General features: G+C 65.9%; 14 protein-coding genes. 7 read left to right on the top strand and 7 right to left on the bottom strand.

Annotated features, from left to right (window positions below):
* Positions 1 to 12 precede the first annotated feature (12 nt).
* Both LTH93_RS11030 and LTH93_RS11025 read right to left on the bottom strand, forming a co-directional pair.
* Positions 13 to 1215 (bottom strand): hypothetical protein, encoded by a 1203-nt coding sequence (locus tag LTH93_RS11030; RefSeq protein WP_241470972.1) that lies wholly within the window; start codon positions 1213 to 1215, stop codon positions 13 to 15.
* A 51-nt stretch (positions 1216 to 1266) separates the two neighbouring features.
* A complete protein-coding gene (locus tag LTH93_RS11025) occupies positions 1267 to 3399 on the bottom strand; it encodes an acyltransferase family protein (RefSeq protein WP_241470971.1) in 2133 nt (710 codons plus the stop codon).
* 109 nt (positions 3400 to 3508) lie between these two features.
* Between LTH93_RS11025 and LTH93_RS11020 the strand changes: the two genes are divergently transcribed.
* From LTH93_RS11020 to LTH93_RS11010, 3 genes are all read left to right on the top strand, one after another.
* Entirely contained in the window at positions 3509 to 5629 is a 2121-nt protein-coding gene (locus LTH93_RS11020) for an acyltransferase family protein (protein WP_241470970.1), read from the top strand.
* A 147-nt stretch (positions 5630 to 5776) separates the two neighbouring features.
* Positions 5777 to 6715 carry an ABC transporter permease gene (locus LTH93_RS11015; protein WP_241470969.1) on the top strand — a complete coding sequence of 313 codons (939 nt, stop codon included), beginning with the start codon at positions 5777 to 5779 and terminating at the stop codon, positions 6713 to 6715.
* The gene (locus LTH93_RS11010) at positions 6712 to 7749 is read left to right on the top strand and encodes an ABC transporter ATP-binding protein (RefSeq protein ID WP_241470968.1); all 1038 of its coding nucleotides are present in this window, start codon (positions 6712 to 6714) and stop codon (positions 7747 to 7749) included. The genes LTH93_RS11015 and LTH93_RS11010 overlap by 4 nt, the downstream gene beginning before the upstream one ends.
* Positions 7750 to 7836: 87 nt before the next feature.
* Here the strand turns inward: LTH93_RS11010 and ndk are convergent, their stop codons facing one another.
* The 4 genes from ndk to ileS all read right to left on the bottom strand — a co-directional run bounded on the left by ndk (position 7837) and on the right by ileS (position 13556).
* Positions 7837 to 8250 carry a nucleoside-diphosphate kinase gene (gene ndk, locus LTH93_RS11005; RefSeq protein WP_241464956.1) on the bottom strand — a complete coding sequence of 138 codons (414 nt, stop codon included), beginning with the start codon at positions 8248 to 8250 and terminating at the stop codon, positions 7837 to 7839.
* On the bottom strand, positions 8243 to 8722 hold the full coding sequence (locus tag LTH93_RS11000; RefSeq protein WP_241470967.1) for a DUF4233 domain-containing protein: 480 nt from the start codon (positions 8720 to 8722) through the stop codon (positions 8243 to 8245). The genes ndk and LTH93_RS11000 overlap by 8 nt, the downstream gene beginning before the upstream one ends.
* Positions 8723 to 8808: 86 nt before the next feature.
* A complete protein-coding gene (locus LTH93_RS10995; RefSeq protein WP_241470966.1) occupies positions 8809 to 10185 on the bottom strand; it encodes a bifunctional folylpolyglutamate synthase/dihydrofolate synthase in 1377 nt (458 codons plus the stop codon).
* On the bottom strand, positions 10182 to 13556 hold the full coding sequence (ileS, locus tag LTH93_RS10990; protein ID WP_241470965.1) for an isoleucine--tRNA ligase: 3375 nt from the start codon (positions 13554 to 13556) through the stop codon (positions 10182 to 10184). Before ileS ends, LTH93_RS10995 begins: the two co-directional genes overlap by 4 nt.
* A 625-nt stretch (positions 13557 to 14181) precedes the next feature.
* Here ileS and LTH93_RS10985 point away from each other — a divergent pair.
* The 3 genes from LTH93_RS10985 (at position 14182) to LTH93_RS10975 (ending at position 16840) form a co-directional block, all read left to right on the top strand.
* Positions 14182 to 15888, top strand: coding sequence for a sodium:solute symporter family protein (locus LTH93_RS10985; RefSeq protein ID WP_241464960.1), 1707 nt, complete (start codon positions 14182 to 14184; stop codon positions 15886 to 15888).
* Entirely contained in the window at positions 15885 to 16016 is a 132-nt protein-coding gene (locus tag LTH93_RS10980) for a putative transporter small subunit (protein ID WP_241464961.1), read from the top strand. Before LTH93_RS10985 ends, LTH93_RS10980 begins: the two co-directional genes overlap by 4 nt.
* Before the next feature lie 116 nt (positions 16017 to 16132).
* Positions 16133 to 16840 (top strand): MgtC/SapB family protein, encoded by a 708-nt coding sequence (locus LTH93_RS10975; protein ID WP_241464962.1) that lies wholly within the window; start codon positions 16133 to 16135, stop codon positions 16838 to 16840.
* 109 nt (positions 16841 to 16949) lie between these two features.
* Here LTH93_RS10975 and valS read toward each other — a convergent pair whose 3' ends face one another.
* Positions 16950 to 19637, bottom strand: a complete 2688-nt coding sequence (valS, locus tag LTH93_RS10970; RefSeq protein ID WP_241470964.1) for a valine--tRNA ligase — start codon at positions 19635 to 19637, stop codon at positions 16950 to 16952.
* Between the two features lie 81 nt (positions 19638 to 19718).
* On the opposite strand from valS, the gene LTH93_RS10965 reads away from it, so the two are divergent.
* On the top strand, positions 19719 to 20483 hold the full coding sequence (locus LTH93_RS10965) for an SDR family oxidoreductase (RefSeq protein ID WP_241470963.1): 765 nt from the start codon (positions 19719 to 19721) through the stop codon (positions 20481 to 20483).
* Positions 20484 to 20533: the final 50 nt, after the last annotated feature.

Raw genomic sequence — 20533 nt, 5'->3', positions numbered from 1 at the left:
CCGTGAAGCGGCTCAGTGTCTCCAGCGAGGGAACCGAATAGCACGCATCCGTGAAACGAGATCTCCGGCCCGCTCAGCGGTGGGCGTGGGTTGAACCGACTCATTCCGCTGATGCTTCGGAGCCTCCTGGTCGACCAACGCCCGGATCAGAAGGTCCGCAGCAGCACGTGGACGACCGTACGCCGGGGCGTCATGAACCAGTAGATTCGGACTGGTATTGACCTCGATCACGGTCGCGCTGTCCGCGGAAGTCAGGTCTGGCATGAGAATGTCGACTCCAGCGAAGTTCAACCCAGGGATTGCCGCAGCGGCGGCTTCCGCCAGCCCCATCGCGTCGGCCGGGATCGTCTCGGTGAGATCCACCGCGACGCCGCCCTGCGACAGGTTCGCGGTTCCGTTGAGGAACTGCACCTCTCCAACTGCCAGCACGTCGCTGGTGCTCACCCGGCGGCGCTCGAGATAACTTTCGTCCAGCTTTACTGCCCTGTCTCGGAGATACACATGGCTCTGCCGCGCGGTCTCGAGCTGGTCCGTGAGTTCTTGGATGCAACGGTGTCCGTCGCCGACGACGAAGGGTGGGATTCTTGTTGCCGCAGCCACCGCGCGTCCATCAACGATGAGGATGCGCACGTCGACTCCCGGCACCTCCTCCTCGATGAGGACGCGGCCGCTCTTGGAACGTTCCAACCCATGGCCCCACGCGGAGCGGAGGTCATCCACTGTCACCACGCCGGTCGTGATGCCGAGCCCTTGACGTCCGTCTGCAGGTTTCACCACCTGGCGTCTGCCCTCCTGCACCTCCAGGTATGCCAGCGCCTTGTCCCAGTCGGAGGCGGTAAACTGCTTTCCCGGCGGAGTAGGCACCCCTGCCCTCCTGAGCACCGATTTTGTCAGGTTCTTAGTTGATGCAATGAGCTGCGCGAAGCTGCTGTTCATCGACGGGGTGGCGCCGATGAGGCCGCCGACGCAGCGACCATCGTCGAATAACAGCACGTTCTTGCCTGAGCGTTGGGAGACAAGACCGTGTTCTGCTGCGGCAGCGAGAATCGCCTCCGTGTGGGCCAGGGGCTGCCCTCCCTCACTGAATTGCAGCCATCGATCGCGCAGGTGGCATTCCACGAAATCAAGGTTCACCGATTCCGGGGTCGGCATTTCGTTACCAGTTGCGCGATCCATAGCGCCTTTCAGGGTGATGATTAAGGGCTTGTCTTCCATGACTGACGTGCGAGTCGATCGAGCGTTACAGGACACAAGGCTAGCCCCACTTCACTCTCCATCATCAACAAATTGCAACTCACCTCGGTCCCGAAGCTCCTCCTCGAGGTGCGATGAGAGCGTGGCGGCATAGGTCGCCGTGAGGTGGTGCGAATCCCTGTAGACCAAGACCGAACCAATGATCGGTGCACACTCCTGTTCGGGGCAGATCGAGTCGGTGAGATCGATGGCCGTCGCCCCGCTGGACTGCGCAGCAGTCTTCTGTTGAGCGTAGCCACTGGCTTCCACTGCCTGTTCGCGGTCGACGGCGCACTCTTCGAGAGCCTCAGAGTGTTCGGCAACGCATTCCGGCAGATCGATCTGCATCCTGGGATTGTCAAGTATCACTGTCACCGGAATGGACCCTTCCGCCAAGTCGCTCCATACCTGCGAGTATCCTTCTTCCACGCTTCCCGAGTGGACCGATTCAGGCACACCGTCCGGGACGTTGTATCGAGAACCGCTCACGATGACATGGTCCAGGTCGGCGTGCTCGTGGAGTTCCTCCACTATCCTCTGTCCCCACTCGTAACACTCCTCGTAGAAGCCGTCCTCGTCCGCCAGAGCAACTCCGTTGAGCGAACAGGCTGACTTCGTGTAGGTCTCCAGCCTCCAACCTTGACCCTCGGCTATCGGGAGGAGGGCGGGAAGCCACTGTGCGGCATGGGAGTCGCCGACCAGAGCGACAACATAGTCGGAGTCGGGGTCTCCATAGACACACGGTTCGACGCCGACCGCATTTGGTTCCTGATGGCACCCGAGTTCATACAAGGTCGGAACATCGTCTACGGCCTCCTCAGCACGGGGAACGAAGGAGCTCACCTGACTGACCACGGCCCCTGCCGACTCATCCGCCTGCAGCGCTTCCGCTCCGGGAGCGGCGGAAGGCTCTTCTCCGGCGCCACCCCTGAAGACGCCCGCGGCGACGAGCATGGTGAGACCGAACAGAACGGATGCCAGCATCATGGCCAGGCCCACCTTGATGGCTCGCCAAGGCCTCTTTGCCACGTAGGTCCAGTGCCTGAACGGAGTCTCGATGTAGACATAACTCAGCCATGCGGGCAACAGCGCGAGCACGACGATGATGAGCCCGTGCCTGAAGCGCAGTTCGTCCCCCAAGAGGTGAGCGCCGAAAATCAACAACGGCCAGTGCCACAGGTAGAGGGAGTAGGACACGTCGCCCAGCCACCTCATGGGCTTCAACGCAAGGAACCTGGCCGCTCCGGATTCGGCACGTCCGGCCATACCTCCGACGATGACAGCAGCAGCTCCCAATGTGGGCAGCAACGCCGCGACCCCCGGGAACGGCGTTGCACCTGAGTACGTTGCAGCCGCGAGGACGATACACACCAACCCACCGAGCTGGAGGAGATGCCCGATGCGTGCTGGAAGACGCTCCAGGTAGACCGAGAACACCGCCACGGCGGCACCGATCCCAAGTTCCCACAGACGCGTCGTCGTCACGAAATAGGCTCGCGCCGGTTCAGCCGCCGTCCAATAGACGGACCAGGCCAGCGACGGGAGAATGATCAGTGCAACACCGAGCTCCAGGGACCTGCGGATCCTTCGATGATCCAACTGGGGAGATTGCGGCAGGGACCCGACATTGCGAAGTTTCGTGACCACGAACAGCATCGCCACGATGAGGAGCGGCCAGAGGATGTAGAACTGTTCCTCTACGGCCAGAGTCCAGAAGTGCTGTAGAGGACTGGCCGCGGTATCGGCGTTCAGGTAGTCGGTGTTGGCAGCGAAGACCCAGTTCGCGTAGTAGAGCGCGCTTCCGATGAGGTCGTGGCCGATGTCCTCCCACCTGGTCCTGGGAAGGATCAGCAGCGTTGAGATACCTGTGACCAGTAGGACGACGGTCGCGGCAGGCAGTATTCGCCGGATTCGACGCGCGTAGAAGTCCGCCAGATCGACACGGCCGGTCTCAAGACTCTGACGCAGCAGCATGCCCGTGATGAGGAACCCAGATATGACGAAGAAGACATCTACCCCGATAAATCCCCCACCGAGAAAGGGAGCACCGGCGTGGTAGAGCAGGACCAGCCCGACCGCGATGGCTCGCAGACCCTGGATGTCAGGCCGGTACCTCGACGGGGCGTGCGCAGTGGCTGCGACCGGTGAGATCACCGCTGCGGTCATCGGATTGCTCCTCGAGTAAGATCCAGCAAGAGAGCTTCCGCTCAGTACGGATGGGGTTGGGTCGAGCTCTCGCGTCCAGACGCGGGTCCATCGGATAGCCTAAGCCATAATGCCTCGAACGATCTCCGTGCCACCCCCGCGCGCCTCCAGAGCTGACGAGCCTGTGGCAGGCGCGCTCCTCGAACGACGCCATCGGCCTGAGCTGCACGGTCTGCGCGGACTCGCGATCGCCGGCGTCGTCCTGTTCCACCTGTTCGGTGCCGGCAGGGTCTCCGGGGGCATCGACATCTTCCTCGCCATCTCCGGCTTCCTCTTCACCGCGATGCTTCTGCGTGAGGCAGGTTCAACGGGGAAGATCGACTTCCTGCGATACTTCGTGAGACTGGCGAAGCGGATCTTGGCTCCCGCGGCCCTGGTCATCGCGGTCACCACGTTTGCGGGTCTGCTCCTGCTCCCGCTCACCCGACATGCCCAGCTCATCGCCGAGGCGCGTGCTTCGCTGCTCTACTTCGAGAACTTCGAGCTGATCCGCTCGCAGCTCTCCTACGAGGCCGCCGGTGCCGAGACGAGTCCCTTCCAGCACTTCTGGTCGCTCTCCGTCCAGGGGCAGTTCTATCTGATCTGGCCAGCGGTGGCGCTGCTCGCCGTCTGGCTGGCCCGTCGATCCCGGTTCTCCCCCACCGTCACGATGGCGACGCTCATCGTGCTGCTGATGATCGCTTCCTTCGCAGCTGCGCTGGTCATGCAGCAGCAGAACCAGGCAGAGGCGTATCTGCTGACCCAGACGCGCATCTGGGAGCTGGGCTTCGGCGGTCTCCTCGCCCTGCTCGGCGCCAGGTTCGTGCTCCCGCACGGGGCGCGCACGGCCGCTGGCTGGCTCGGGCTCGGCCTGGTCATCAGCTGCGGCTTCGTCCTGGACGGGGCGGCGCTCTTCCCCGGACCGTGGGCGCTCTGGCCATTGGCAGGCATGGCGCTGATCCTGGCCTCGGCGACTCCGCCGAGCTCCGGACAAAAGGATCCGCGGCGCACGGCCGCGGGCCTGCTCTCCACCGCTCCGTTCACCCGGCTGGGTGACATCGCCTACGGACTCTTCCTGTGGCACTGGCCGCTGCTCATCTTCACCCTCGATTTCCGCGGCGCCTCCGGACTGACGCTCACCGACTCGGTGTCCGTGCTCGCCCTCTCCCTGCTCCTGGGCTGGGTGACCCACCGTTTCGTCGAGCAGCCCCTGGCCCGCACGTCCAGCACCGAAAGCGGCCCAGGAGCGAGAAGAGCTGCCGGGAAGACGCTCGCGCTGGCCGCCAGCACGCTGATCGTGGGTGGACTCGGCGCCACGATCTACGTGCAGATGACCACCTCCCCGCAGCAGGACGGCCTCGCCATGGCGGGCGTGGACCGGATGCTCTATCCCGGAGCAGACATCATCGATACCGATCGCTCCGCGCGCGACGTCGAGTTCTACCCGGATCTCAGCGGCATCTCCCGTCGGGTGCCCGAGTACGCGCGGACCGACTGTCACCAGCCCACAGGAGATCAGCCTGGATCCGGTGAGGTGCTGGTCTGTGAGGATCCCGCACAGCCGGAGAACCCCTCCAAGACCATCATGCTCGCGGGCGGTTCCCACGCGGGTCACTGGCACAACGCGTGGATCATCCTTGCAGAGAAGCACAACTGGGAAGTGCTGGTCTCCACCAAGGGCGGGTGTGTGTTCCGCGGGCTCGACACCGAGGATCCGAACACCTGCGACGAGTGGCTCACCGGCTTCCCCGATGTGGTCGCCGACCGTCAGCCCGATCTTGTGGTGACCCCGGGCACCGCGATCCCCCGGGAGTCCGGGACCGAGAGCGTGCATGAGGGGGCCCCGGACCATTGGGACGCGATCACGGGGGCCGGAACGGATCTGCTGCTCGTGCGGGGAACGCCTCGGCAGACGCAGAACGTCCCCGACTGTCTGGCCGACGGCGGAGACTCGATCGAATGCGCCCCGGAGTATGAGAAATACGCCGACGTCAACCCGCTGAATGAGCTGGACCTGCCCGAGAACACCTACAGCCTGGATCTCACCGAGCACTTCTGCCCCGCCCAGGAATGCTCGGCTGTGATCGGCAATATCCTGGTCTATCGGGACAGCCACCACCTGACCAATGAATATGTCGAGACCATGGTGCCGCATCTTGAGCAGGAGCTTCGGGAGTCCGTCCCTGGGTTGTTCTCTCCGCAGGCAAGCTGACCCGGTGGTGAGCGGCGACGCTGATAGACTCGCAGGCGCTCAGCCGGTCCCGCTCTTCGACTCCGCATAGGTGGTAGAACAAGGCAGGAGGACCGCGAGAACGAGACGGCACTCCTGCCCGATCGAGGTATCAGGAAGGAAACGACCATGGCCGCACCTGCTCTAGAGCGCGCCGGTGGACCCCAGGAGCCAGGCGAAGCTCGCAGGGTCGCTCAACTTGATGGCAGCAACCTCATCCGGGTCGGGGCCCGCCCGGGGCTCTTCCGCTACATCCGCGAGATCTGGTCCTTCCGCCACTTCCTGTACTACGACTCTCACTCCCGCGTCGCCTCGGCCAACAGCTATGACTCGCTGGGCCGGGTATGGATGATCCTGAATCCGATCCTCTTCGGCACGGCATACTTCTTCGTCTTCGGCCTGCTGCTGCAGACCGGTCGCGGCGTGGACAACTTCATCGGGTATCTGATCATCGGCGTGTTCACCTTCCGCTTCTTCACCACCGCGGTCTCCGGCGGGTCCAACGCAATCGCCGGGAACCAACGAGTGGTGCAGGCCTTTAACTTCCCGCGTGCCTGCCTGGTCATCTCCACCACGGTCCGCGAGCTCTTCTCCAGCATCCCGATGTTCTTCGTGATGGCCCTGCTCGTGCTGAGCATCGGAGACCTGCAGCTCGGGGACGCCGACGAGGTGCCGATCTCGCTGACCTGGCATTGGCTGCTGTTCTTCCCCTGCATCGCACTGGCGCTGATGGTGATGCTCGGCTGGTCCCTCGCGCTGGCACGAGCAGTCAATGCGCACAACGACGTCAAGCACTTGATCAGCTTCAGCACCAGGATCCTGTTCTACACCTCAGCGGTGTTCTTCTCCTCAGATCGATACTCTGACATGGGTGTTGACTGGCTGGACACGGTGATGGGCCTCAACCCGCTCTTCTGTGTCCTCGACATCATCCGTCATGCCTGGCTCTACGACGGGTTCGCTGATCCCGCCCGCTGGATCGTCCTGGGCTCCTGGGCAGCTGGTTCAATGCTCATCGGGTTCCTGATCTTCTGGCACGGTGAAGAGAGCTACGGGAAGGAACGATGAGTACCTCTACTCCCTATGTCCCGCGGCGCAACACCGACACCGAAGCTGACCTGATCGCTCAAGACCTCGCCATAGAACTGGACGATGATTCTGTCGGTCTGGCCGACGCCTGGGAGGATCATCCGTTCACCCAGCAGACCCCGGTGATCCAGACCGTGGATCCGAAGAATGTCTGCATGGTCGTCGACGACGCCTCCATGACCTACCGGGTGCGCTCATCCACGGGCAACAAGGGCTCCGGCGGTCGCATCGCTCGAGGCCTCAGACGGATCACCGGCGCCGGCTGGGCCGAGGTCCACGCCCTGTCGAATCTGAGCTTCATCGTCAACCGCGGTGAATCCGTCGGCGTGATCGGCACCAACGGGTCCGGCAAGTCCACGCTGATGAAGCTGCTCACCGGCAAGGTCCGCCCCACCAGCGGTGAGGTCTACGCCACGTCGACCCCGGTGATGCTCGGCGTCAACGCCGCACTGGTCAAGGAGATCTCCGGCCGGGAGAACATCCGGCTCGGCTGCCTGGCCATGGGGCTCTCGCCGGAGCAGACTGCGGCGAAATACGATCAGATCGTGGAGATCTCGGGGCTCTCTGATGCCCTGGAGATGCCGCTGAAGACCTACTCCTCAGGCATGTCCTCGCGGCTGCAGTTCGCCATCGCCACCTCCGTCGACCCGGACATCCTGCTGATCGATGAGGCGCTGAACACCGGTGACGCGCAGTTCCGCGCACGCACCAAGGAGCGCCTGGATGAAGTGCGCGCCAATGCCGGCGCCGTCTTCCTGGTCTCACACTCGCTGGGCACCATCAAGCAGATGTGCACCCGGGTGATCTGGATCGAACAGGGCGAGATGCTCGCCGACGGCGACCCGCAGTGGGTGTGCGAGCAGTACGAGGAGTACACCTCGCACAAGTCGAACGGTCGGATGCGCGCGGCCAAGGTGGTCTACGAACGCACCCGGCTGCGGCTGGATCCGATCAAGGTCGACTTCACCTCCGGCTCCCGGCCGAAGAAGGCCGGCGGCAGCCGGAGCCGCTGAGCGAACATGACGGCGGCCCCGGGAGAGTCATCCACCGGAGCCGCCGTCATGTTCAGGCTTTCAGCTGAGCTGAGGAGCCGAGCGGTCTCAGCTGAACCAGATGCCGATCTCGCGCTCGGCGGACTCCACCGAGTCGGAGCCGTGGACCAGGTTCTTCTGCACCTTCTCGCCCCAGTCCCGGCCGAGGTCTCCGCGGATCGTGCCCGGAGCCGCCGTCGTCGGCTCGGTGGTGCCGGCAAGGGAGCGGAAGCCTTCGATGACGCGCTCACCCTCCACGACCGCGGCGACCACCGGGCCGGAGAGCATGAAGTCCACGAGCGGCTGGTAGAAGGGCTTGCCCTCGTGCTCGGCGTAGTGCTGCGCCAGCTGCTCGGTGCTGGCGCTGAGCTGCTGCAGCGCGGTGACGCGGTAGCCCTTGGCCTCCACCCGACGCAGGATCTCACCGGTCAGACCTCGCTCAACACCGTCGGGCTTGACCAGGATCAGGGTACGTTCAGTCATTCTTGTGCTCCTCACTTGTCGGGTTCTCTGCCAGGGCCTCTTCGGCCCGGAATCTGTCGAGCTTCTCGTCGTCGAGCTGATCGCCCTTGTTCAGCGCGTACCACCAGCAGGCCATGAAGGCCACGCCGGGGATCGCTGCCAGTGGCACGATCAGGCCTTCGCTGGTCACCAGCGCCACCGCGATGAAGCCGAAGAGCATCACGAACTGCAGCACCCAGCCGAACACATAGCCGCCTCGGCGCTGCAGGATGGCGCAGGTGAAGATCAGGACCACCGCCAGGGCCAGCGAGCCGCCCAGCAGCCACCAGGCGTACCACTCGTTCTGGTTCAACCCCCAGGCCATGAGGCTGAAGAAGAACATCAGCACTGCCTCCAGGCACAGCACGGTGGAGGCGAACAGCGTCTTCACCGATCGTGGTGCCTTGACCTGTCCGGGGCGCCATTCGCGCTGTGCGCGGGTCTGCTTGGGCATCCTCTGCTCCTGCCTCGTGCTGGGTGCTGGTTCTTGCGGGGTTCTCTGAACTGGTTCTGGTTCGCCGCTCGACTCGGGGTCTTGACTCATGTTCCCTCGGGTGCGCCCAGCAGCGTGCGGGCCTCACCCACCAGGGTGATCGATCCGGTGATCAGCACGCCGCCGATCAGGCCCGGGTCGGCCTCGTCGGCGCGCCCCACCGCCCAGTCGATCGCGTCGTCGAGGCGTTCGGTGACGTAGATGTCCTGCTCGGCGTAGCCGACCTCGAGCGCGAGTGTTCCGAGCTGTCCTGCGGGAATGGCCCGCGGGGAGGTGGACTGGGTGAAGCAGATGTCCTCGACCAGACCCTCATACTCCTTGTACAGCGCGGTGAGCATCTCGCGGGCGTCCTTGTCCTGCAGGATCCCGACCACGAGCACCAGTCGGGAGAGCCCGAAGCTCTCCTTGAGCGCCTGCGCGCTGGCGGTGATCCCGGCGGGGTTGTGCGCGGCGTCGACGACGATGCTCGGGCCGGTGCGCAGGGTCTCGAGTCGTCCGGGGGCGCTGATGTTCTCCGCGGCCAGGCGCAGGTTCTCGATGTTGAGCTCGTGGTCTCCCCCGCCGATGAACGCCTCCAGAGCGGCTACCGCCACGGCGAAGTTCTGCGCCTGGTGCGCCCCGTGCAGGGGCAGCAGGATGTCCGGGTAGCGTCCGGCCAGGCCGGAGACGGTCAGCTGCTGACCCCCTACCCCAGGCACCCGGGATTCGACGCCGAACTCCACGCCTTCGAAGCGGTATGGCACATTCTTGGCCCGCGCCTCGGCGAGCAGCACATCGGCCGCGGCCGGGACCTGGGCGGCGGAGATCAGGAACCCGTCGGACTTGATGATGCCGGACTTTTCCAGGGCGATGTCGCGCTCGTCGTCGCCGAGCAGGTCGGTGTGGTCCAGGCTGATCGGGGTGACCACGCTGACCGATCCGTCGGCCACATTGGTGGCGTCGGTGATGCCGCCGAGGCCGACCTCGAGCACCATGACATCCACCGGGGCGTCGGCGAAGACCGCGAACGCCAGGATGGTGACACATTCGAAGTAGGTCAGCGGGACCTCGTCGCGGTCGGCCAGCTTCGCGTCGACCAGGCTTATGAAGGGGCGCACCTCGTCCCAGATCCGCACGAAGGTGCCGTCGTCGACCGGCTGGCCGTCGAGGCAGATCCGTTCGGTCACCGAGGTCAGGTGCGGGGAGGTGTAGCGCCCGACGCGCAGATCGTGGGCCAGCAGGCCGGCCTCGATCATCCGGGCGGTGGAGGTCTTGCCGTTGGTGCCGGTGATGTGGATGACCGGCGCGGTCCGGTTCGGCTCCCCCAGCAGGTCCATGGCCTCGACCATGGGCTGCATCCGCGGTTCCATCTTGTTCTCCGGTGCGCGCGAGAGCAGCTCCGCGTAGACGCTGGCCACTGAGAACTGATCAAGGTCTTCGCTCATGCTCGAGCTCCTTCGACGACGGACACATGAATGCTCGGTTCGGCTGAACTCTCGCAGGCGACCGGGTGCAGATCCACCGTGAGGGTCTCCTCGCTGACGAGCTGACGGTGGGCTTCCAGCGCCGCGACGATGGCCGGGGACGCCGTGACCGTGGTCTCGATCCGGTCTGAGACCTGCAGATCGGCGTCCTTGCGGGCCTGCTGGATGCTGCGGATCAGGTCCCGGGCGGTGCCCTCGGCAATCAGCTCCTCGCTGAGCTCCGTGTCCAGCACCAGGAAGCCGCCCGTACCGTCCAGGACCGTGACGGCCTTCTCGCCGAGCTCTTCGGAGACCGTGGTGCTCAAAGTGTACTCACCATCGAAGAGCTCCAACCCTCCAGCGGTCACCACGCCGGCCTCGACCGACCAGTCACCGGACTTCGCGCCCTTGATGGCCTGCTGGACCTGCTTGCCCAGTCGGGGGCCGACGACGCGGGCGTTGACCACCAGCTGCTGTCCGATGCCGAAGTCCGCCGCATCGGTCTGCGCGGCGTCGAGCAGCTGGACCTGTTTGAGGTTCAGCTCATCGGCGATGATCTGCTGGTAGGTGCCTTCCAGCGCCTGAGCCTGCGGCACGGCCACGGAGAGCTTGGCCAGCGGCTGGCGGACCCGGAGATTCGCCTGCTTGCGCAGCGAGGACCCGGCGGAGCTGACCAGACGGGTGAGCTCCATCAGCTCCACGGCACGCTCGTCGCGCAGATAGTCCTCAGGGTCTGGCCAGTCGGCCAGGTGCACCGAGCGCTTCCCGGTCAGGCCGCGCCAGATCTCCTCGCTGATCAGCGGCAGCAACGGAGCCGAGACCCGGGCGAAGGTCTCCAGCACCGTGTAGAGCACGTCGTAGGCGGCGAAGTCCTCGGCGTAGAAGCGGGCCCGAGACCGGCGGATGTACCAGTTGGTCAGCGTGTCGGAGAACCGGCGCAGCGACTCACACGCGGCGGAGACGTCGTAGGCGTCGAGCGAGGAGGTGACCTCGCGGACCAGATCACCGGTGGCGGCGAGGATGTAGCGGTCCAGCGGGCTGGCGACGTCGTCGGCCCCCACGGACTTGGCCTGGTAGCCGGCGCCCTGGTTGGCGGTGTTGGCGTAGAGCCCGAAGAAGTGCCAGGCGTTCCACATCGGCAGCAGCACCTGTCGGACGCTCTCACGGATGCCCTCCTCGGTGACCACCAGGTTGCCGCCGCGCAGGATCGGCGAGGACATCAGGAACCAGCGCATCGCGTCGGAGCCGTCGCGGTCCAGGACCTCGGAGACGTCCGGGTAGTTCTGCAGCGACTTCGACATCTTCTGGCCGTCGGAGCCCAGCACGATCCCGTGGCTGATCACGTTGGTGAAGGCCGGGCGGTCGAAGAGCGCGGTAGCCAGCACGTGCATGGTGTAGAACCAGCCGCGGGTCTGCCCGATGTACTCCACGATGAAGTCCGCCGGGTGGTGATCGGCGAACCACTGGGCGTTCTCGAAGGGGTAGTGGACCTGGGCGAACTGCATCGAGCCGGAGTCGAACCAGACGTCGAGGACGTCCTCGACCCGGCGCATCGTGGAGGCGCCCGTGGGGTCGTCGGGGTTCGGGCGGGTCAGCGCATCGATCCAGGGCCGGTGCAGGTCGGGCTCGCCCTCGGCGTTGCGCGGGTAGTCGCCGAAGGCCTCCTTGAGCTCCTCCAGCGAGCCGTAGACCTCGGTCCGCGGGTGCTCCGGATCGTCCGAGACCCAGACCGGCAGCGGACTGCCCCAGTAGCGGTTGCGGGAGATCGACCAGTCGCGGGCGTTCTCCAGCCATTTGCCGAACTGGCCGTGCTTGACGTTGCCCGGGATCCAGTTGATCTGCTCGTTGAGCTCGAGCATCCGCTCCTTGACCTGGGTGACAGCCACGTACCAGGAGGTCACCGCCTTGTAGATCAGCGGGGTGCGGCAGCGCCAGCAGTGCGGGTAGGAGTGCACATAGGATGCCTCACGAACCAGTCGCCCGGAGGTCTTGAGCTCGTTGATGATGGTGCGGTTGGCCTCGAAGACCTGGACCCCGGCGATCTCGGCCAGCGGGGTCTTGCCCGTGGGGGTGGGCTGGGCGAACATCGGCAGGAACCGGGCGCCCTCGTCCACGGAGAGGATCACCGGGATCCCGGCCTCCTCGGAGGAGCGCTGATCCTCTTCACCGTAGGCCGAGGCCTGGTGGACCAGCCCGGTCCCGTCGGTGGTGGTCACGTAGTCCTCCACCAGCACCCGGAAGGCGTGCTCGGTGCCCCAGGTCTCGGTGTCGGTGTAGTAGTCCCACAGCGGCGCGTACTCGAGCCCGGCCAGCTCGGTGCCCTGGTAGCGGGCGACGACGGCGGCGGCTGCCGCCTCGGCCGCGGTGGCAGGCACCGCTTCGGAGGCTTGCACGTCTGTGGCTTGCACGTCGGTGGCTTCAGCGTCGGTGAACCCCAGGTCCTTGGCGTAGGCGCCGAGCAGCTCGGCAGCGATCAGGTGCCGGCCGGGCAGCGCGGAATCTGCGGGTGCCTGGACGACGACGTATTCCACCTCAGGACCCACGGCGACGGAGAAGTTGGTGGGCAGGGTCCAGGGTGTGGTGGTCCAGGCCAACAGGTTGACCCCGGTGAGGGCGTCGCCGTGCGCGCCGCCTCCGGTGATCGGGAAAGCCACGGTGACCGAGGGGTCCTGGCGGTCCTTGTAGACGTCGTCGTCCATGCGCAGCTCGTGGTTGGACAGCGGGGTCTCGTCCTTCCAGCAGTACGGCAGCACGCGGAAGCCCTGGTAGGTCAGGCCCTTCTCGTGCAGCTGCTTGAAGGCCCAGATGACCGATTCCATGTAGTCCACGTTGAGCGTCTTGTAGTCATTCTCGAAGTCCACCCAACGGGCCTGGCGGTGCACATAGGATTCCCATTCGCCGGTGTACCTCAGCACTGAGGCACGGCAGGCGTCGTTGAACTTGTCCACGCCGAAGGCCTCGATCTCGGCCTTGTCGGTCATGCCGAGTTCCTTCATGGCGGTCAGCTCGGCGGGCAGCCCATGGGTGTCCCAGCCGAAGCGCCGCTCCACCCGGGAGCCGCGCTGGGTCTGGTAACGCGCCACGAGGTCTTTGACGTAGCCGGTGAGCAGATGACCGTAGTGCGGCAGACCGTTGGCGAAGGGCGGACCGTCGTAGAAGACGAACTCGTTGGCCTCACCGGAGGCGTCCTCGGTGGGCCGGTTGTCGATGGAGGCCTGGAAGGTGCCGTCCTTCTCCCACTGCGCCAGCACGCGCTCTTCGATCTTCGGGAAGCGCGGGGAGGCGGGGATCCGACGTGCGCCTGACTCGGCGGCTGATGCGCGGGGATACACGGGAGAGTTGTTCTCGGTCATGGAGGTCCGTCCTGCTGTGGTGCTGAGCGATGGTCTGACGCACTCACAAGGACGCCTGCCGGGCGCGGTACCACCTTGCTTGCCCCACGCCTGCCGTCCCTGCTCCGTGAAGGAGCTGAGGACGCGCCGTCGTCGGGCCTCTCCATGACTGCTGTGACGGGCTTACCCGTCCGGCTCTACTGAGGCGCCGCGGAGGTGATGCCGCGGGACCGGTTCTACCGGAAGCTCACCGGTGATGGCCGGGTCAAAGCTGCTGGTGTTCAGTCTACTGGGTCCGTGCCTGAGGGGCCATCCGGGGCCGGTGCCCCGGGCACCGGGAACGGTCGAGTGAAATAGGCAGTGTGTTACGGTCTACTGCTTGTGGCCTGGTTCACCCCCTTTGATGGATGAGGGTGCGGCCCGGCCGCCACGAGGGGACACCGTCCCGCGCCATCTGCACCAGCTCCGCCGAGGCCTGAGAACAGGCCCGCGTCATGAGCTCAGAGCGCGGCCACGGATCCGTTGAAGCACGATGCGGCGTCACGCGATGCCTTGCCTGTGCGCGCCCAAAAATGCGGCGCCAGGCGGATGTGACGACGAGTGAATGCAGCGAGACGACTGATACTCAACGAGGGGAACATACGACGTGAACGAATCAAGCGCAGTCCAGTTCGGCGCCATCACGGTGGTGCTGCTGCTGGTGGCCTTCTACGGGGGGACTTACCTGGTCTCGCATCGGATCAGGAAGAAGAAGGAGAACGCTGACCAGTACATGACGGCCGGCAACAAGATCGGCTTCGGGATCTCCGCGGCGTCCATGACCGCGACCTGGATCTGGGCCTCGTCGATGTACGCCTCCGCCGAGGCCGGGTACACCTACGGGATCTCCGGGCCCATCCACTACGGGCTCTGGGGGGCGCTGATGATCCTGTTCATCTACCCCTTCGGCAAGCGGATCCGCGCGGTGGCGCCGCGGGCGCACAGCATCGCCGAGGTGATGTACGCCCGGCACGGACGCTCGAGTCAGCTGATGCTCGCGGGCTCCAATGTGGTGGGCAGCCTGATCTCGCTGATGTCGAACTTCATCGCCGGCGGGGTGCTGATCGCGATGCTCTCTCCGTTCACCTTCATCCAGGGCGTGCTCACCGTGGCCGCCGGGGTGCTGCTCTACACGCTGTGGTCCGGCTTCCGCGCCTCGGTGCTGACCGACTTCATCCAGGTCATGGCGATGTTCGGGGCCGTGGCCGTGATCATCCCGTTCATCTTCTTCGCCGCGGACTTCCCGTCCGCCTTCGAGACCGGCGCGCAGAACCTCTCGCCCGAGCAGCAGAGCTTCTTCTCCAGCGAGGCGTTCCTGAATCAGGGCGCGCCCTATATCGCGGCGGTGCTCGCCTACGCGATCGGCAACCAGACCATCGCCCAGCGGCTCTTCGCCGTGCGCGAGGATCTGATCAAGCCGACCTTCATCACCGCCACCATCGGCTATGGCGCCATGGTCATCGGGGTGGGCATGTTCGGCGTGATGGCCCTCTACCTGGGCTTCGAACCCACCGACGGCGACGTCAACAACATCATTCCCGAGATGGCGGCGAGCTACCTGCCCGCGGCGCTGCTGGCGATCTTCTTCGTGATGATCATCGGCGCCCTCTCCTCCACCGCTGACTCCGACCTCTCAGCGATGTCCTCGATCATGATGGCCGATGTCTACGGGCAGAACGTGGCCGGCAAGGCCAAGGCCAACCCGCAGACCATGCTTCTGGTAGGCCGAGTGACCATGCTGCTGGCCACCGCCGCGGCGGTGAGCTTCGCCAGCCTGCAGCTGAGCATCCTGGACCTGCTGGTGTTCGTCGGCGCGCTCTGGGGCGCGCTGGTCTTCCCGGTGCTGGCCAGCTTCTACTGGAAGAAGGTCACCAACAAGGCCTTCACCGTCTCGGTGCTCGCGGCGCTGGCCTGCTTCGTGCCGGTGCGCTTCGAATGGTTCCCGCTCTCCGGGGCGGTCGGGATCTTCGTGGACCTGCTCTCGGTGGTCGGCATCGCGGTGATCCTGGGGCTGATGTGCTTCGGCTTCTTCGGAATGAAGGTCGCCAAGGTGGTGGCGGTGATCGCCGCCGTGGTCTCGGCGCCGTTCGTCATCGGCTTCCTGCACGACTACGCCACGCTCAGCGCCTCGCTGGTCGCCTATGCGGTCAGCACCATCGTCTGCTGGGCGATGTCGGTGCGCGGCAACGCCGAGTTCGACTTCGCGCTGATCGCGCAGCGGACCGGCAACTTCGACGACGACGCGGCAGCCGGCCCCGCAGATGCTGCCAGCACCGCCAACCCTGAACCGACAACAGTGGGAGACACCCGATGAGCCCCCTTGCGATGACCCTCTACACCCTGATGTGGCCGCTGATCGTGCTCGCGGTCATGGGCGTGATCGGCTACGCCTTCTTCGCCGACTGGAAGAAGGCTCGCGAGTCCGGGCAGGACATCATCTGAGTCTGGACGCAGGGCCGCCCCATGGGGGCTGCCCTGCCCTGGGGCGGCCCCCGGCAGGACTGTGCCGCGCGACGACGGCGCTATAGGGTGATGTGGGATCTCGAGAGGAGCCGGTGATGAACATCGATGTCTGGCCGGAGACGGCCCCGACGCAGATTCTGCTCCTGACCCTCGCGTTCCTGATGTCCGCGACCATCGGGATCGAGCGTGACATCCGGCAGAAGTCCGCCGGAGCGCGCACCCACATCCTGGTCGGCATGGGCTCGGCCCTGTTCACCCTGGTCTCCGCCTACGGGTTCTCGCACCTCATCGGCGGGGACGTGGTCCTGGACCCGTCGCGGATCGCCGCGCAGATCGTCAGCGGGATCGGCTTCATCGGCGCAGGGGTGATCTTCGTCCGGCAGAACGTCGTCTCCGGGCTGACCACCGCGGCGTCGATCTGGGTGACGGCCGCCGTCGGGATGGCCTGCGGGGCCGGCATGCCGGTGATCGCTGGGCTGACCGTGGTCTTCTACCTGCTCTCGGTCACCGTGGTGACGAACCTGGTCCGCCGACTCCCCCGCCACGACCGCTCCGAGCGCTATATCGTGCGCTACGCAGACGGTCGCGGGATCCTGCGCGAGATCCTCGGCGCCGCGGCTCAGTGGGGCTATGAGACCCGGCTGGTGCGTACCCGACGGCTCGAGGTCGGCGATGGGTTCGCGGTGGACGCCACGATGACCTTCACCCGCACCCAGCGCGTGGGCCGGGAACACCTCTTCGAAGCACTCCAGGAGCTCGACGGCGTCCTGGAGATCCGCACCGTGACCGAAGAGAACGACTGACCTAACCGGTCCCGCGCAGGGCGGTCAGCTTGTCCAGCGATGAAGAAATCGTAGAGCCATAGCCCGACGATCGGCTATGGCTCTACGATTTCTTGACTTCGCGGAAACGTCAGACCTGGGCGGGCTGCTCTTCCTCGACGAGCTCCACGTCGGTGACGACCACGTGCTGCACGGCTTCGGACTGAACCACCAGTTCCAGGGAGCGCGCCCGAGTGGCCGCCTGCACGTCCGCGATCGCCGCGTCGATGTGGGCCAGCGTCCGCTCCGGCGCAAAGACCTTGGCGGTGATCACTTCGGTGCGCTGCTTGACCTTGGCCTCGGACTTGACCTTGCGCAGACCCGAGAGCACCTGCGCGACGGAGTCCAGCATCCCGGCCGAGCCCTGCACAGATTCCAGCCCGGAGGTTTCCGGCCACTGGGTGGAGTGCACCGAGCCGTTGCGCCACCAGCGCCAGACCTCATCGGTCACGAACGGCAGCACCGGAGCGAAGAGCCGCAGCAGCGAATCCAGCGTGGTGGCCAGGGCCGCCAGCACCGAGTCCTGCGCCTGCTCGCCGCGTGAGCCGTAGGCGCGATCCTTGACCAGCTCCACGTAGTCGTCGGTGAAGGACCAGAAGAAGGACTCCACCAGTTGCAGCGCCCGGGCGTAGTCATAGTCGGCGAAGTGCTTGGTGGCCTGCTCCACCACGGTGCGCAGCTCGGCGATCAGGGCGCGGTCCAGGGGTTCGGTGAGGACCTGGGCTCCAGCGTCGTCGGTGATGATGTGGGCCTCGGTCACGCCCAGGTTCAGTGCGAACTTCGAGGCGTTGAGCAGCTTGATCGCCAGCCGTCGACCGATCTTCATCTGCGCGACCTCGTAGGCGGTGTCCGCGCCGAGCTTGGCCGAGGCAGCCCAGTAGCGCACCGCGTCGGAGCCGAACTGCTCCAGCGGCTCGGTGGGCACGACCACGTTGCCCTTGGACTTGGACATCTTCTTCCGGTCCGGGTCCAGGATCCATCCGGAGATCGCGGTGTTGGTCCACGGCACGGAGTCGTTCAACGAGTTCGCGCGGACCGCGGAGGCGAAGAGCCAGGTGCGGATGATGTCGTGGCCCTGCGGGCGCAGGTCGAAGGGGAAGACCTTGTTGAAGAAGTCGTTGTCCTTCTCCCAGCGGCCTGCGATGTGCGGCGTGATCGCCGAGGTGGCCCAGGTGTCCAGCACGTCGGCCTCGCCGATGAAGCCGCCGGCGGCGCCGCGCTGGGACTCCTCATACCCGGCGGGGACCTGCGAGGCCGGGTCCACCGGCAGCAGCGCCTCCTCGGGCAGCAGCGGGTTGTCATAGTCGGGCTCGGCGTCGGCGTTGAGCGGGTACCAGACCGGGATCGGCACGCCGAAGAAGCGCTGCCGAGAGACCAGCCAGTCACCGTTGAGGCCCTCCACCCAGTTCTCGTAGCGCGAGCGCATGAAGGCCGGGTGCCAGGAGATCTCCTTGCCGCGGGCGACCATCTTCTCCCGGCGGGCGGCGTCGCGGCCGCCGTTGCGGATGTACCACTGCCGCGAGGTCACGACCTCCAGCGGCTTGTCGCCCTTCTCGTAGAAGTGCACCGCGTGGGTGATCTTCTTCGGCTCACCGTCGAGCAGATCGGCGGCCTTGAGCAGCTCCACCACGGCTTCCTTGGCAGAATGCACGGTCTTGCCGGCGAGCTGCTCGTAGTTCGCCCGGCCTTCGGCGGAGCTGATCCATTCCGGGGTCTCGCGGGAGAAGCGGCCGTCGCGGCCGATCAGCGCGCGGGTGGGCAGCTGCAGCTCACGCCACCAGGTCACGTCCGTCATGTCGCCGAAGGTGCAGATCATGGCGGCCCCGGAGCCCTTGTCCGGCTGTGCCAGTCCGTGCGCCTTGACCTCGACCTCGACGCCGAAGAGCGGGGAGATCACGGTCTTGCCGAAGAGCTGCTGGTAGCGCTCATCGTCAGGGTGCGCGACCAGGGCCACGCAGGAGGGCAGAAGCTCAGGGCGGGTGGTCTCGATGAAGACCTGCTCACCGGTGTCCTTCACGGTGAAGGGATAGCGGTGGTACGCCCCGGGGTGGTCCTTGGCCTCCAGCTCGGCCTGGGCCACTGCGGTGCGGAAGGTGATGTCCCACAGAGTCGGCGCCTGGGCGGTGTAGGCGTTGCCGGCATGGATGTCGCGCAGAAAGGCGCGCTGGGAGGCGGCGCGAGAATCGTCGTCGATGGTGCGGTAGGTCTGGCGCCAGTCCACGGATAGGCCCAGCCGGGAGAAGAGATCCTCGAAGATCTTCTCGTCCTCCACGGTGAGTGTCTCGCAGAGCTCGATGAAGTTCGCCCGGCTGATGGCGTCCCAGTCGCGCTGGTTCTTGGCCGGCTTCTCCGGCGGGGTGTAGTCCGGGTCGTAGGGCTGCGCGGGGTCACAGCGCACGCCGTAGTAGTTCTGCACCCGGCGCTCGGTGGGCAGACCGTTGTCGTCCCAGCCCAACGGATAGAAGACGTTCTTACCCGACATCCGCATGAAGCGCGCCATCACGTCGGTCTGCGTGTAGGAGAACATGTGCCCCACGTGCAGCGCCCCGGAGGCGGTGGGCGGCGGAGTGTCGATGGAGTAGACATCCGCGCGCTCGGTGTCCTCGTTGAAGTGGTAGATCTCCTCGGCCTGCCAGGCGGTGTGGAGCTTCTCCTCGAGGCCCTCCAGCGCCGGGCGGTCCGGGACCACGGGGGTCTTGCGCGCGGCGGTGCCGTGGGATGCGTCTGTGGAAAGGGTCTCGGTGGCGGGCGCGTCTGTGCCCGGAGTGTGATCAGCCATGCTGGCCATTCTCTCACGGCGGCAGTGTCACATACTGAACGGGCGGTTCTCCCGGAGCACCCCGCTCACTAGGCTGTCTTCATGATTGACACTGATGCCTCCACCCGCAGCGCCCTGGTCACCGGCGCCTCCTCCGGGATCGGCGCCGCCACCGCGCACCGCCTCACCACCGAGGGCTGGCGGGTCTTCGCCGTCGCCCGCCGGGCCGAGAAGCTCGAGAGCCTGGCCGAGCAGGAGGGGATCATTCCGATCATCTGCGACGTCACCGACCCGGAGCAGGTGGCGGCCGCGCTGGAAGAGGTCACCGCGGCCGGCGGGATCGACACGCTGATCAACAACGCCGGCGGCGCGCTGGGCATGGACACGGTCGCCGAGGGACGGCCCGAGGACTGGCTCTGGATGTACGAGGTCAACGTGCTGGGCGCGTTGAACATGATCAAGGCCTTCGTCCCGATGCTGCGCGCCCACGGCGAGGGCACGATCCTCACCGTGACCTCCACCGCCGCCCTCGCCCCTTATGAGGGCGGGGCAGGCTATAACGCGGCGAAGTTCGGCGAGCACGCACTCACCGGCGCGCTGCGCCTGGAGGAGGCCGAGCACAACATCCGCGTGATCGAGGTGCTGCCCGGCATGGTGGCCACCGAGGAGTTCACCGCGAAGCGGCTGCGCGGCGATGTGGCCGCCGCCGAGGCGGTCTACCGCGGAGTCAAGCGCCCGTTGGTGGCCGAGGACATCGCCGAGGTCATCGCCGCCGCAGTCACCCTCCCTCACCACGTGAACCTGGACCAGGTGGTGGTCCGCCCGGTCGCTCAGGCCGCCCAGCACAAGGTGATCCGCGAGGAGTGATCAGCCGCGGCACCCCGGCCGCCTGACGCGGCACCGACCCGAGGCTGCTG

The organism is Nesterenkonia sp. DZ6 (assembly GCF_022565835.1).
Lineage (GTDB): Bacteria > Actinomycetota > Actinomycetes > Actinomycetales > Micrococcaceae > Nesterenkonia.
This window is presented reverse-complemented; position numbering and strand designations above follow the sequence as displayed.